Annotated in this window: 11 protein-coding genes, 1 pseudogene and 1 other annotated feature; of the genes and pseudogenes, 5 read left to right on the top strand and 7 right to left on the bottom strand. The window is 55.0% G+C overall.

Going from position 1 to position 12,897, the window contains the following annotated elements; translation table 11 throughout:
* Window positions 1-859: 859 nt before the first annotated feature.
* The 6 genes and pseudogenes from JCM12539_RS11645 to JCM12539_RS11625 form a co-directional block, all read right to left on the bottom strand.
* The gene (locus JCM12539_RS11645) at window positions 860-1,096 is read right to left on the bottom strand and encodes a hypothetical protein (protein ID WP_156302193.1); all 237 of its coding nucleotides are present in this window, start codon (window positions 1,094-1,096) and stop codon (window positions 860-862) included.
* Window positions 1,093-1,500, bottom strand: coding sequence for a TetR/AcrR family transcriptional regulator (locus JCM12539_RS11640; protein WP_054651674.1), 408 nt, complete (start codon window positions 1,498-1,500; stop codon window positions 1,093-1,095). Before JCM12539_RS11640 ends, JCM12539_RS11645 begins: the two co-directional genes overlap by 4 nt.
* A 9-nt stretch (window positions 1,501-1,509) precedes the next feature.
* Window positions 1,510-2,487 carry an efflux permease Rv1217c-related protein gene (locus JCM12539_RS14335; protein ID WP_225350370.1) on the bottom strand — a complete coding sequence of 326 codons (978 nt, stop codon included), beginning with the start codon at window positions 2,485-2,487 and terminating at the stop codon, window positions 1,510-1,512.
* On the bottom strand, window positions 2,376-3,131 hold the full coding sequence (locus tag JCM12539_RS14330; RefSeq protein WP_225350369.1) for a hypothetical protein: 756 nt from the start codon (window positions 3,129-3,131) through the stop codon (window positions 2,376-2,378). The genes JCM12539_RS14335 and JCM12539_RS14330 overlap by 112 nt, the downstream gene beginning before the upstream one ends.
* A pseudogene (locus JCM12539_RS11630) lies at window positions 3,118-4,028 on the bottom strand (ABC transporter ATP-binding protein). The gene JCM12539_RS14330 and the pseudogene JCM12539_RS11630 overlap by 14 nt, the downstream one beginning before the upstream one ends.
* Before the next feature lie 223 nt (window positions 4,029-4,251).
* Entirely contained in the window at window positions 4,252-5,604 is a 1,353-nt protein-coding gene (locus tag JCM12539_RS11625) for an MFS transporter (protein ID WP_054651672.1), read from the bottom strand.
* 544 nt (window positions 5,605-6,148) lie between these two features.
* On the opposite strand from JCM12539_RS11625, the gene JCM12539_RS11620 reads away from it, so the two are divergent.
* The 5 genes from JCM12539_RS11620 (at window position 6,149) to JCM12539_RS11600 (ending at window position 11,274) form a co-directional block, all read left to right on the top strand.
* Window positions 6,149-6,808 carry an EAL domain-containing protein gene (locus tag JCM12539_RS11620; protein ID WP_054651670.1) on the top strand — a complete coding sequence of 220 codons (660 nt, stop codon included), beginning with the start codon at window positions 6,149-6,151 and terminating at the stop codon, window positions 6,806-6,808.
* A 220-nt stretch (window positions 6,809-7,028) separates the two neighbouring features.
* Window positions 7,029-8,420 carry a GGDEF domain-containing protein gene (locus JCM12539_RS11615; RefSeq protein ID WP_054651668.1) on the top strand — a complete coding sequence of 464 codons (1,392 nt, stop codon included), beginning with the start codon at window positions 7,029-7,031 and terminating at the stop codon, window positions 8,418-8,420.
* A 26-nt stretch (window positions 8,421-8,446) separates the two neighbouring features.
* On the top strand, window positions 8,447-8,905 hold the full coding sequence (locus tag JCM12539_RS11610; RefSeq protein ID WP_054651666.1) for an EAL domain-containing protein: 459 nt from the start codon (window positions 8,447-8,449) through the stop codon (window positions 8,903-8,905).
* Between the two features lie 109 nt (window positions 8,906-9,014).
* On the top strand, window positions 9,015-9,728 hold the full coding sequence (locus tag JCM12539_RS11605; protein ID WP_054651664.1) for a histidine phosphatase family protein: 714 nt from the start codon (window positions 9,015-9,017) through the stop codon (window positions 9,726-9,728).
* Between the two features lie 373 nt (window positions 9,729-10,101).
* Entirely contained in the window at window positions 10,102-11,274 is a 1,173-nt protein-coding gene (locus JCM12539_RS11600; RefSeq protein ID WP_054651662.1) for a GGDEF domain-containing protein, read from the top strand.
* 138 nt (window positions 11,275-11,412) lie between these two features.
* Here JCM12539_RS11600 and asnA read toward each other — a convergent pair whose 3' ends face one another.
* Window positions 11,413-12,420, bottom strand: coding sequence for an aspartate--ammonia ligase (asnA, locus tag JCM12539_RS11595; RefSeq protein WP_054651660.1), 1,008 nt, complete (start codon window positions 12,418-12,420; stop codon window positions 11,413-11,415).
* Window positions 12,421-12,496: 76 nt separating this feature from the next.
* Window positions 12,497-12,744, bottom strand: a binding site (T-box leader).
* Window positions 12,745-12,897 lie beyond the last annotated feature (153 nt).

The raw sequence follows: 12,897 nt of genomic DNA, 5'->3' as shown, positions 1-12,897 counted from the left end.
TGGGCATGCAGCCGTCGCGGGAACCGGCCGCTCAACCTCCACCACCACGCTAGTACGACCAACGGTAGATGTTCAACGCTATGGGCCCAGTCGTCTCTGCACCCACGAGCTGTACGTGCAACCTCCACCGCTAGGCCGCCACGACCAACTCTGTGGGTGACCGACACCAAGCCAAAACGTGTGCTGGCGAAGGCGACCGTTCCGGTTCTAGTCGCCGCCGCACGCCATGACTTCTAGCCGATACAAATTGTTAATGGTGTTGGTCCAGTTCCAAACAGGTGGGATTCATAATGAGGATATTGTTAGTTACTGTACGAAAAGACGCAAGCTAGGATTCTCGTGTTGTGAGAACTAGCGTGCGTCCTTTTTTTTGGCAACATAAATCTGTTTGTTGATGATTTTAACTGATGCTGGATGTTGAACGAGCATAATTTTGTCGTCGATTACTTTCCTGTGGGTGGTGTTTGGACTGGGGGAGTCGTGTCTGGAGATGTGGTTGTTACAGTAGCGGTAGGCCGCGTCGGTCGGGCCGGTGAGCGGAGGCGTGTGGGGTCGGAATGGTAACCACTGCCAGGGAACGCAGTCAGTTTGCGCTTTAGCGCTTACTGCCTGCTTTTCGCAGGAATGGCGCAGCAGTCCGAGAGCTTCATTGGCTTTAGCCGTTAGAACGCGACGAATTCTGAGACTGACCGGTGGGCTTCCGGGCAGGCTCAGAATCGCGGCGGAAACACGCCCGTACTTGGCGGGTTGGAGCCTTCGCCCTAGCAGTGGTGACCATGGAGTACCCCACGAAAGCCGCAGCTCACCGGCTCGGGCTACGCTGCCGTCACACCACTACAGTAGCAAGCACCGCCGGCCGCTACTCCGCCAAAAACCCGTGCTCCAGGACGTCCATGTACTGGACGGCTTGGTCGACGACGGGGTCGAAATCCTCAATCTTAATCTGCGGATTCGCCCGCACCATGACTTTGGCTTGCTCACCGATGGCATTGGACAACATCAGGATCATGTTGCTGATGGTCTCGGCAGTGACGCCCGCCCGCAGCGGCATCCGCTGCAGGACGGGGCCCACCATGTCCGGAACCGAGGTCGTCAACTGGTTGGACCAAATTGCCTGTAGCTGCGGTCGTAACCGCTCCGGTAGGTTACCTGCTTCGGCGTACGCTGCATGGCGAGGGCAAATTCATCCGGGTAGCGCAGTTGCAACTGGATCTTATATCGTAGCGCGCGTACCACCATGTCCTTGAGGTCCGCCGAGTCTTGCCATACGGACATGTCGGCCGCCGCCACAATCTTGCTGTAGGTTGCCCGCACGGTCTCGACGTACAGGTTCGCCTTTGACTGAAAGTAGTGGAAGATTAACCCCTTCGACACGCCCGCACGTTCCGCAATTTGTTCCGTGTTGGTGTCCCGATATCCATGCTGTGCGAACGCGTGCATCGCCACGTCAATGATGCGGGCCGATTTTTCTGGATCGATTGGTTGTCTGGTTCTGGCCATAATTACCTCCTAGTTCTCCAATAAGTCGCGGTGAGCGTAACCACCAAAGCCGCCGATAATCAAGGTTACGCCGAGTGCGATCATCATCCCGGCGGTGGACCACTCCACCGCGTGTAGCGGCACGTTGTTCACCCAACCGTACGGGGTGAGGGCCGTTGCCCAATCGGGGAAGTCCAACAGGCTACCCAGGTAGAGGGAAAAGAAACCGTACGCCGGGACCAGCCAGGCCAGGTTTTGCCACCGTGGCAGCCAGCCGATGAATGCGGCCGTGATCCCCATGGTTACAATTAGCGCGGGCGTGAACCCCCAAAATGCGCGCATGAACCGGGACAGTGCCACCGCGTCTTTGCCCATCGAGGCCGCGCCCGCCGCATACATCCCCAGAATTCCCATCAGGTACGCCAGCACCGCCACCACCGTGGCCAGCGCCGTAATGCTGTAGTAGAGGCGGAAGCGCGACACGGAGCGGGCGTGGAGCTGCTCCCAATAGCCCTTGGCCTCGTCGCGATTGATGCGCATCAGCGTGATGAGGCCGGGCACCGTCGCCAGCACCACAAAGATGATGGCTAGCTTGTTCGCGAACTGCAGCACGATGGTCCGGTTGGCCGCACGGACGGCCGTGGTACCAATGAGCTTGGCCATCGTCGGGTTCGAGGACATTAGGTCGCCGGCGGTCCCAAAGATGGAGCCGTACGTCGCGCCGAGAATGAACATCCCCACCAGCCAGATAATGATGCTGGTCCGGTCGAGGCGGGCGACGAGGCTGAGGGGTCCCCGCAACCAGCGGCTGGCATAGCGCCGACCGTCACGTTGTGGTAGCAGGCCTGCACCCAAGTCACGGGTGGTGACCAACGTCAGGGCGATGCCACCAGTAACTACGGCGACTGCCAGCATGAGTAGCAGCGGCCACCAATTATTACTACCATAAATATCGAGCTTCTCAATCCAACCGTAAATAGTCCACCAGGTGAGGTCGGGGTTCTGCACGTCCGTACCATCCGGGCAATGAACAGCACCCCGAGAACGACGTAACTGAGGATGGTGGCACCACGGCCAGAAGCCGCAACTTGGGCGGCAAGAAAGGTAATGCCGGCGAACATGAGGCCAAAGGCGGCGACGCCCAGCCCAAACAGCCAGTTACCGTTGCTATCAATCCCGGTCATCCCGGAAAATTGCAGGCCGAGTGCGGCCAGGATCCCGACACCGAGGTTGACGACCAACACTTCCAGACCGGCCGCAGCCAGGCTAGCGTTGCGACCGGTAGCATGGGCGGCCACGAGTTCGGTAATCCCCGTATCCTCGTCGGCACGGGTCGTGTGGACGGCAAAGTAGATGTTCATCATGGCGACAAAGAGACCCATGAAGATCATCATCTCGGCCGCGTAGATGGTGGCGACCGTGTAGGCGTGGGCGCTAGGTACGGGGCCCAGTAAGGACACCATGGCGGGCGTCTTGAGTGTCGCCATGATGGCGTCCATGGCCTTTTTGGTGCCGTACAGGCCGTCAAATTTGGCGGCGGCGCCGGCCATGAGCCCGACGATACCTAGGGCCCACAACGTAATTTTGAGCCAATCGCGCCGCAGGTTGAGGCGTAGTAGCATCCCCGTGCGCGCAAATTTAGTGTTGCTCATCAGCGTCGGCCCCCTCCTGGTTGTAGTACCGCATGAACAGGTCCTCAAGCGTTGGTGGCGTGCTCTGTAGGCTCTTAATACCCAACGGGGTCAGGGCACTCATCACGCTGCCCAACTCTTCAGAATCAACGGCAAAGCTGGCCTTGGCGCCGCTTTGTGTGAAGCCGTGCACGGCGGGCAGCTTGGCGATACCGTCCAGAGGCTGGTTGGTGCTAACCGTCACTTGGGTGCGGCTAAGCTGGCGCATGTCATCCAGCGAGCCGGTTTCGATAATCACGCCGTCGCGAATGATACCAATGCGGTCGCACATGTGTTCCACTTCGCTCAGAATGTGGCTGGACAGCAGGACACTTTTGCCGGATGCTTTGAGCGCCAGTACGTGCTGCTGGAAGACTTCCTCCATCAGGGGATCGAGCCCACTGGTGGGTTCATCAAAGATGTACAGGTCCGCCTCGGTGGAAAAGGCGGCAACGAGGGCGACCTTTTGCCGGTTACCCTTAGAGTAGGTGCGGGCCTTCTTGGTGACGTCCAGCTTGAAGTCTTTGATGAGCGCGTCGGTTGTTGCGGAGTGCTTTTGGCCGTTGAGTTTGAGGAACAGGTCGATCACTTCGCCACCGCTGAGGTTGGGCCACAGGTACACGTCACCGGCACGTACGCGATGCGGCGGTGAATGCTCACGGCATCCTGCCAGACGTCCTGCCCAAAGATGGTGGCGTCACCACCACTCTTGCGTAGAATACCGAGCAGGGTGCGGATGGTGGTCGATTTACCCGCACCGTTCGGGCCGATAAAACCAAAGACTTCGCCGGCGTTGACGGTCATGGTGATGTCTTTGAGTGCCTGGAACTTACCGAAACGTTTCTGTAAATGGTTAATTTCTACGATTGGTTGCGTCATTTTGACGGCCTCCTAAAAAGGGTGTGCTCACTGCACTATTGAATACACCCATAGTCTAGCACCCGTTAACCGGCCGGTCAATGACTGATTGGTCAATTTATTTTTATTAGACAAGTGGGCTTGTATTGCTGTGAATATTGTTGGCGGACCGTACCTGTTAATGCTAGTGTGAGCACCAAAAAGCCTCCCCGGTGTCAGAACACTGAGGAGGCTACGCGCACCGTTATTGTTTGCGCGGTAAATTCAATAATCGGTGGAACAAGCCGAAAATGGTGAGACCGAGTACCACCAGCAGGGTAAACGCCCAACCGCTACCCGCCGCGACGTTGGACGCATGGCTGGCACCCGGGTGGTGGACCATGCCCATCATTAGCGCGAGCACCGTGGTCCCGACCGCGCCGAATACCTGCTGACCGGTATTGTAGAGGGCGTTAGCGTCGTTCTGCACGGATTTGTCCATGTGCTTGAGGCCGTACGCAACGGTATTGCTAAACGCCATGGACCGACCAATTGCAAAAATCAGGTAGGCGACCGTGACGCCTATTACGCCGAGGTGGTTGCCCCAAACGGCGAGTAGCAGTAATGCCAGTGTAAAGAGTAGGTCACCGATGTACAGCGGCACCTTGCCACCCCAATGGTCGAGCATCCAGCCGTACACGGGTTGCCCAAAGCCGTTGAAGAGGCTGCCAGGCAGCAGTACCAACCCGCCAATGAGTGACGTGGCCCCGAAGACTTCCTGGACGTAGTTGGGCACCAGAAAGTTGATGCCGACGTTGGCAAACTGAAGGAAGATATACGGGAGAAAGCTATAGAGGAAGGCGGGGTCGCGGAACACATTGAGTTCAAACAGGGCGCGCGTGGCGTTGCGGGATAGGCGAATAAACGCGGCAATCCCAGCACCGGTTAATACCATGAGAAGCAGGAACCCGCGCCAATCACCCGTGCCCAGTTGGTTCAGGCCGACAATCAGGCTGATGAGCGCGATGGCTAGCAAGAAGAACCGTGTCCAGTCAAAAGCATAATGTTGGGTGGGTGTATACTGCTTGATCCGTCCCTGACCGAGAACGAGGAGTGCGATGGCTAAGGGAAGTGTGGCCCAGAAAATCATGCGCCAGCTGGCAAAGGCGACGACGGCCCCGCCAAAAGTTGGCCCCAGCGCGGGAGCAATCAGAATAATCAGGTTGGCAATACCTAAATATGTGCCTAATTTTTGCCGTGGGACCACGTCGAGGATGATGTTGACCATGAGGGGCGTACACAGGCCAACGCAACCAGCCTGAATCAGGCGCCCGGCCAGTAACACTGGGTAAACGCTAGCGGTTGCACACAGCAGGTCGCCGACGATGAACAGTACTGCCGAGGTGACAAATAGTTGGCGGTTGGTGAAACGGCGCTTCATGTAGGCCGATGTCAGCATGACCAGCGCGGCCATGAGCAGGTACCCGGCCGTGACCCACTGGACGGTACTGAGGCTCACGTGGAATTGTCGTTCCAGCGCGGGAAAGGTGACGTTCATTGAGGTTTCAGTCAGCACGCCCATGAAGGACATGAGCGCGACGATTGTGACCACCAACATGGGGCGATCTTTGGGTGTAGAGCTTGGAGTAGCAGTGGACAATTTTGAACGATCCTTTCGTGATGCATGGTTAATAAGTTTCATTATAGTGCATGGAAGGTTTGTGTGTTTAGCGGCCATCAATACATATCCGTACCGGTAGTTGGTAATGACGATTTCGGCGCGGCAAAGTTGCGTGAATTTAGTTTACGCCGAAATATGATTAATACTCGTTATTTAAAGCAACAAAATCACCGTTAATGTTGAAATTTTCGGTGGTGTGGGTACACTGTGCTCCGTGTTTTGCTAATTATGTTGGGGCTAATTTTAAAGAGCCTATCGCGGATAAATTAATTTAGCCCACTTTCACCGATGATGTCCAACAAATCGAGATTTGCGTAAAAATTAGATATATACGCTAACTTTGCCTTGTTATATAATATTAATACTAAGAACGATGTTTTACGGAGGTTCAGTCACGCATTGCGGTTGGTTAGCGTGATATCAAAGCCCCGAAAGTGATGGATTTCTGGCCAGAATAATTAGCGATGTGGGGAAAAAGCCAATGGTAGCAGGTACTGACGAGGTTGAGAACACCTTCTTTGCCCAACCGATTATAAATATCGACACCGGAGCGACCATGCGCTACGAGTTGTTGCTGCGGGAAAGGCGGCCTGACGGATGGCATTTGCCGTCGTCATTCGGCCTGCCGTTTGTTGAGGCGCGTCGACTATTATTAGCGGCGCTCTCGCACCTAGACGTTAAGCAAATCGACCTTAACTTAACTGCAGCCCAGTTTGCCAACGCGCGGTTTATCAACCGACTCGTTGAATTGAAACTCGCCACTCCGGAGTTAGTGCACATGAACGTCGAGCTGACCGGGACGCCGAGCATCGTCACCCTCCAACAGATGGGTGTGCTGCTCAGCCAAGCAGACATTCACGTGACCATTGATGACGTCGGATCCGATAACCTGCGGATGGACGTGGTGGACCTGTTTCCGTGTATTGACAACGTGAAGTTTGCCATGCAAAACGTACGGCATCCGGGTAGCTGTGCCGACGTTGAGGCCCAGGTGGGCTACTGGAAGCGGTTGGCCGATGAACACCACCTGCACTTTACCCTGGGTGGTATTGAAAGCCACGCGGACGTCGATGTCGCCGAACAGTTAGGTATCACGGAAGGCCAAGGGTTCTACTTTGGCCGCCCGGTAATACCGCAGTAATCGTTTAATGCGCGGAGGCGTTGGTTCAACCAAGATGGTTGGGGTCGGCGCCTTTTTAGTCTACCGTATTATCTAAGAATAAATTAAACCCAATTTGGTGGTATTATGTTGTTAATAAAAAGCCAACAAAACTTGGCTCAGTGTTAACAAATTGTGCGCGTCGTGATGGGTAAGGGGATACCCGGTTAATTACGGATGCGTGCCTTTGGGGAGTGGGTTTATGGAAATGGATTTTCGGGCGGTGGTTCCCCCTAGTGGGGCGCCGCTCAACTTGTGGGTGTGGGTGGCACAGCTGCTTATTACGACGGTCTTTGCTACGGGATTTATTACGTATTATCAGCAGGCCTGGCACATGGCCTTTGAAACGTATCGCGACCGGCCGGTAATCAGTGGCAGTATTCGCTGCGGCATGCTGGTGGGCGCCATTGTGGTCGGTATCGCTTTGCACATGGTGGGCTGGCTAGTCTTCGCCAACGCCTCGGGGCTCATGTTTCATAATCTGGGTCTATTTGCCCTGACTTTTCCACTGATGGTGGAGGGTGAGAGCATCATGGAGTACCTAGTGCAGGTGGTCGGCGTGGTCTACGTCTGGAATATGCACCACATGGGGTATTTCAATAGTCCCCAATACGTCGTGTCAATGGTGGTGCTGGCCGTCATGGTGTACGTCATGTGGCGGTACAAAGGCGCGATTCGGTACCACGTAGAACGCAACGTGGCTGTCTTTGCGGTAATCGGGATTAGTTTCTGGGCGTTGTTGCCGCACCATTCGGCCGGCCTGACCATGAACCCACTGATTGCGGTACAGGGCTTCACCATGTATCTGGGCATGGTGATTGCCACCGCATACTTTCTGCGCGCTGACCATCGGGCTAGTGTGCGCAATCAGGAGAATGACCAAACCGCTCACTTTGATAGTCTCACTAACGCCAAGAGCTACGCCACTTATAAAGAGGATGTCACGGCGGCCTTTGCCCAGGCTGAAGCGCAGGGGCAACCGCTCAGTATGGCGGCGGTCGACATTGATTACTTTAAACAAATTAACGATCATTATGGGCATCTGGGCGGGGATGACGTCCTCGTGGGGATTGCTCGACAATTGAGCGCGGTTCTGGCTCGCCACGGTGGCCGCGCAGCCCTCTACCGTACTGGCGGGGAGGAATTTAACGTCCTGTTGCCGGGGATGGATGCCCAGACGGCCCGGCCCATTGTGGAGGACTGCTGGCGTAGCGTGCGGCAAAGCCACTTTGCATCCGGCGTGAACGTCGTGCAGGTCACAATTTCTGCCGGTGTCGTGGACATGGTGGCTACGGACAACAATATTGAAGACCTGTACCGGCGCGCGGATGAGAGTCTGTACCAAAGTAAGCATCACGGGCGGGATACCATCACGGTAAACGGTCAAACCGTTACGAGCGCGACCGAGCACCGTCCGGTAGCCATCCGGACCATTTTGACCCAGCGTGTGTACGATACACGGACGAATCCGCTAGTGCCGACGCACGATGAGGTGATTTTGGCTACCTATGAGGAAGCGTATGACCGGTGGGATTTCCCTGAGCACGTGCACCTACGCTGTCTGCGCAGTTGGACTATATCAGCACGGTCCTAGCTGAGTGTGGCAGTCGGCGGTTTATTATGAACTTGACGCCGCACCAGTTTTTGGATCCCGGTACTCCGGACTATTTGGCGCGGTTCAAAGCCAGCCAGCCACAACTGGACGTTTTGGTGGTAGAACTCGACGACCTGCCTGAGGCCGACCAAATTATCCGTGTAGCCCCACGTTACCGCCATTTTGATCTTCGGATAGAACTGGATAATTTGGATCCAATCAAAGACGCTGAGGTAATTCGGGCCTTGCTGCCAACCGTTGACGGGTTGAAGTTTGACGTTAACCGGGTGCGGCGCGCTGCCGAGTCGGGCCAGAAGCTAGTTGGTAAGGCTGACTTTCGGCAAGCGGTGGCGCGGTACAACGTGTCGGTAGTGGTTAACGGGATTGATAATAGTCAAGACGCTGCGTACGCGCAGGAGGTACTGGACGCGCGGTACGTGCAGGGATACTACTATGACCGGCCTGAACTTCCCCGCTTTGCGTAACCCATTTGCGGGCAGGGCACCGCTAATTTTGAGATGACGCTGGCTTATAGTGGGTGATTATGTCAAAATTAGTGTAGATAGTAACGCGTAGAGAAAAGGGGGACACATCATGGTAGAACTTTGGTTAACCCGGCACGGTGAAACGGAATATAACGTTAGCGGTGTGGTGCAAGGAGTGGTGAATTCTAACCTGACTGAGCGTGGGGTGGCGGATGCGCAGGCCCTAGGGCACGGCTTTGCTACCGATGGGGTCACGTTTGACGCGGCCTATTCAAGCGACCTGCAACGGGCGGCGGATACCGCACAGTTAGCCTTGTCGGCAGCGGGGATGAACCTCAACGTCCAGCAAATGGCGGGTCTCCGCGAGCAAAACTTTGGTTTATTTGACGGCCAGCCGGAGTCGCAGCGCCAAGGGGCGTTGGCCGACATGCTACGGGAGGCTGGTGTACCGAACGTTGACCGCCTCAATATGAAGCAACTGGTTGATTTAGTCCGGATTCTTGACGTCCACCGGGGCGGCGGCGACGCGGAAAACAGCCAGATGAGCCTCAAGCGGTTTAATCAGGCCATGACCACCATTGGCGAGCACGCGGTCGCTAACCAGCAGGACAACGTCTTTATTGTGGCGCACGGGGCCATTATCTGGTTATGGCTGAATTCGCTGGGGATGCCGGATACGGCCGACTTCATTAAGAACGTGGCGGTTTCCAAGATTGTGTACGGTAAAGGGCGGTTCACCCTGCTAGGGTACAACGACCGGCGCTACGTGGAAGAGGGTGGTGGCACTCGTGACGTGCCTGCCCAAGAGTTTAAATTGGACTAACGGTTGGTCCCACGGTTAAAAGCGAATAGCTTCTATAGTATGGGTGGGTCAGTGACAATTCCGGATTGTGAATTGTGGCTGACCCACCCTTACTTTGTTTGCGGACAGGTGGGCCTGACAGCCGGGCGGGGAGCAACTCCTTCGTACTGGTAATAAAATCCCCAGGTGTGCAGAATGACTATGAATCGGCGGGCCGCCCGGTTGGCCCCCGTAAGTATATGTGCGGTCACTATGGGGTGATGCGTGGTACAATCATGGACGTGAGTATTAAATTGGTGATTGGCCGATATTAATTATGCGTTAACTGGTTGCACGAGCGTGGGGCGCTCGTGGGTTAACGACGGTATTAGCCAGTCGATGGGGAGGTGAGGCCATGCTTGATGTAGGCATGTCGCGTATGGTGGGCTCATTTATTGTGGTGCTACTAACCAACGTGACGGTGCTCCTAGGGATTATTGCTTTTGTTTACTGGGTTGATCTGCAAGCTGCGCCGTCGCGGGTGTTTCGTTGGCGACGGCCAATCAAAGTAGCGTTGGGCGTGGCTGTTTTGACCTACCTCTACGCGGAATCGTGGGTGAACGGGAATCTTGGTCCCCAGGTTTTTGGCTACCATTGGGTATACATCAACATGCTCGCGGTTATCTTGTTTCTAGTCGTTACTCGGAGTCGGCGTTGGTGGGAGCTCGCACTGGTGGATGTTATCATATGCCCTTACGTAGTTGTGAGTACAAACCATACCGGTCCCGAGGTGTGGATTAGCTTGCTGCTGCTGTTGGGGTGCACGGCGATTGATTTTGCGTGGGGTGAGTGGACGCAAAAGTCACGCTTCGTCGCCTATGCCTTTTTGGCGTTCACCGGCGCAGCCGCAGTCATGCTGAACCAGGCAATGTCGGTTAATGAATCGTTCGTGTTGGTGCCAGGATTTTGGCTTCGGCAGTGGCTGGGACTTATTATCCTAGGCGCGGTGGGTGTGGAGTACACCAGCACGTTGTCATTGGCGCTAATCCGCAACCGCAAGATGGCCCATGATGCCCGGATTGATGGCTTGACGCAGTTGGAAAATTTTAACGCGTTTAACCGTAGTATGGAACGCCATTACGCCCACTTTTTGGAACAACATCATGGCTACGCTGTGTTTGAGCTGGATGTTGATTGGTTTAAGAGTATTAATGATACATATGGGCACCTAGCGGGTAACCGCGTACTGTCGGCGGTAGCACACGAGTTGGTGGAATGCACGCACGGTGCGCCCTGGCCGGCGACAGCTTACCGTCTGGGTGGCGAGGAGTTTGGCGTCATCATGGATGCGGAGTTGGACCACGACCAGGCTTACAAAGTCGCGGATCACTTCAAGGAATGTGTAGCCCACATGCGTTTTAGCGAATTGGACACGCAGCTACACATTACGGTTTCGATTGGGCAGGCCAACGTACACAATGAGCATTACAGTTTTAACGACGCGTATAAGCAGGCCGACCGCAATCTGTACGTTGCTAAGCAAAATGGACGCAACTGTATTAGGATTGAGGGCGGCGTAGCGAATTAGCGGCTGGTGGTCAAAGTGGGGGTAGTACAACAACCTGTAAACAAGTAATAATTGTAAGCAAATAAGGGCGAAGCCGGCGTTAATTGCCGGCTTCGCCCTTATTATCGCTGTATTTAGTTAGTACATGGTTACCGATAATTACAGAATTTGAATTCCCGCTGCGGCACACTGGTCGAGCATGTCCTGGGGCCAAACACTAGCCTGAACTTCACCGACGTGGGCCTTGCCTAGTAGCAGCATGCAGACACGGGACTGGCCGATACCGCCGCCGATGGTGTAGGGCAGTTCGCCCGCCAAAAGTTGCTGGTGGAAGGGGTACTTCATGCGGTCCTCCGCACCAGCGGCCTTGAGCTGGCGGCGTAGCGCGTCCTCGTCGACACGGATACCCATGCTGGAAACTTCCAGGGCACGCTGCAAAGGTTCGTACCAGAACAGGATGTCACCGTTCAGCTGCCAGTCATCGTAGTCGGGGGCACGGCCGTCGTGACGTTTGCCGCTCTTGAGCGGGCCGCCAATTTGCATGAGGAAGACACAACCCAGTTCTTTGGTGATGGCGTCCTCGCGTTCCTTAGGGGTCTTGTCTGGCCAGCGGTCTTCCAGCTCCTGGGTGGTCACAAAGTGAATATCGTCAGGCAGGTGGTGGACTGCCTGTGGGAACTTGTACCATACTTCGTGTTCCATGTGCTTCAAAACTTTGAAAATCTGCCGGACGGTGGCCTTCAGCGTGTCGAGGTTCCGTTCGTCTTTGGCGATAACCTTCTCCCAGTCCCACTGATCCACGTAGATGGAATGGATGTTGTCCAGATCCTCGTCTTTCCGGATGGCGTTCATGTTGGTGTACAAACCTTCATGCATACCAAAGCCGTAGCGTTTCAAAGCGGCGCGCTTCCACTTGGCCAGGGAATGGACGACCTCGATTTCTTGGTCGGGCATGTCCTTCATGGTGAAGTGTACGGGTGTTTCCACACCGTTCAGGTTGTCGTTTAAGCCGGTCGATTGTTCAACGAACATTGGCGCGGACATCCGGGATAGGTTCATTTCCTGACCAAATTCATCCTGGAAGGTTTCACGAATGTAACGGATGGCTGCCTCAGTTTCCTTAACGGACAACTTGGGGTCGTATGATGCGGGGATAATTAATTCCATGAGCTGTGCTCCTTTGTTAAATCCAGTAGTGACGGTCAACACGGGACCAAAGAAAAAAAACCTCTCTCGTCCCAATACATGGGACGGAAAAGGTTTCCGCGGTACCACCCAAGTTGTTTATGTAATATAAACCACCTCAAAAGAGTACTAACATACTCCGCCGGCGATAACGTTCCGGTTACGACTAAGCCTACTCGGGCGGCGCCTTTGGGTTAGCAACTAAGAAAGTGTTGTTCGGATTTTGTCGACCCCGATTGAGTTTCCACTATCCTCAATTCACTGGCGGGGGATTTAAAATCTTACTAGTCTTTCCTCTGTTTTTAATTTATGTGATTGACAGTATCTTAGCACGCCGATTTCCAATGTGCAAATGTTTTTTTTGATCAAACGCAAACATTTGTCGAGATCCGCCACATTGTGGGGGGGCGGTCGCGTCGGTCGGACCGGCGAGCTACGGCTTAGTGGGGCACTCCATGG

This window comes from Lacticaseibacillus pantheris DSM 15945 = JCM 12539 = NBRC 106106 (assembly GCF_001311175.1).
Lineage (GTDB): Bacteria > Bacillota > Bacilli > Lactobacillales > Lactobacillaceae > Lacticaseibacillus > Lacticaseibacillus pantheris.
This window is presented reverse-complemented; position numbering and strand designations above follow the sequence as displayed.

Excerpts from the sequence above, each read along its gene's own strand:
- JCM12539_RS11640 (WP_054651674.1), bottom strand. The coding sequence starts at position 1,500 with ATGGCCAGAACCAGACAACCAATCGATCCAGAAAAATCGGCCCGCATC.
- JCM12539_RS14330 (WP_225350369.1), bottom strand. The coding sequence starts at position 3,131 with ATGAGCAACACTAAATTTGCGCGCACGGGGATGCTACTACGCCTCAAC.
- JCM12539_RS11625 (WP_054651672.1), bottom strand. The coding sequence starts at position 5,604 with ATGTTGGTGGTCACAATCGTCGCGCTCATGTCCTTCATGGGCGTGCTG.
- JCM12539_RS11620 (WP_054651670.1), top strand. The coding sequence starts at position 6,149 with ATGGTAGCAGGTACTGACGAGGTTGAGAACACCTTCTTTGCCCAACCG.
- JCM12539_RS11615 (WP_054651668.1), top strand. The coding sequence starts at position 7,029 with ATGGAAATGGATTTTCGGGCGGTGGTTCCCCCTAGTGGGGCGCCGCTC.
- JCM12539_RS11610 (WP_054651666.1), top strand. The coding sequence starts at position 8,447 with ATGAACTTGACGCCGCACCAGTTTTTGGATCCCGGTACTCCGGACTAT.
- JCM12539_RS11605 (WP_054651664.1), top strand. The coding sequence starts at position 9,015 with ATGGTAGAACTTTGGTTAACCCGGCACGGTGAAACGGAATATAACGTT.
- JCM12539_RS11600 (WP_054651662.1), top strand. The coding sequence starts at position 10,102 with ATGCTTGATGTAGGCATGTCGCGTATGGTGGGCTCATTTATTGTGGTG.
- asnA (WP_054651660.1), bottom strand. The coding sequence starts at position 12,420 with ATGGAATTAATTATCCCCGCATCATACGACCCCAAGTTGTCCGTTAAG.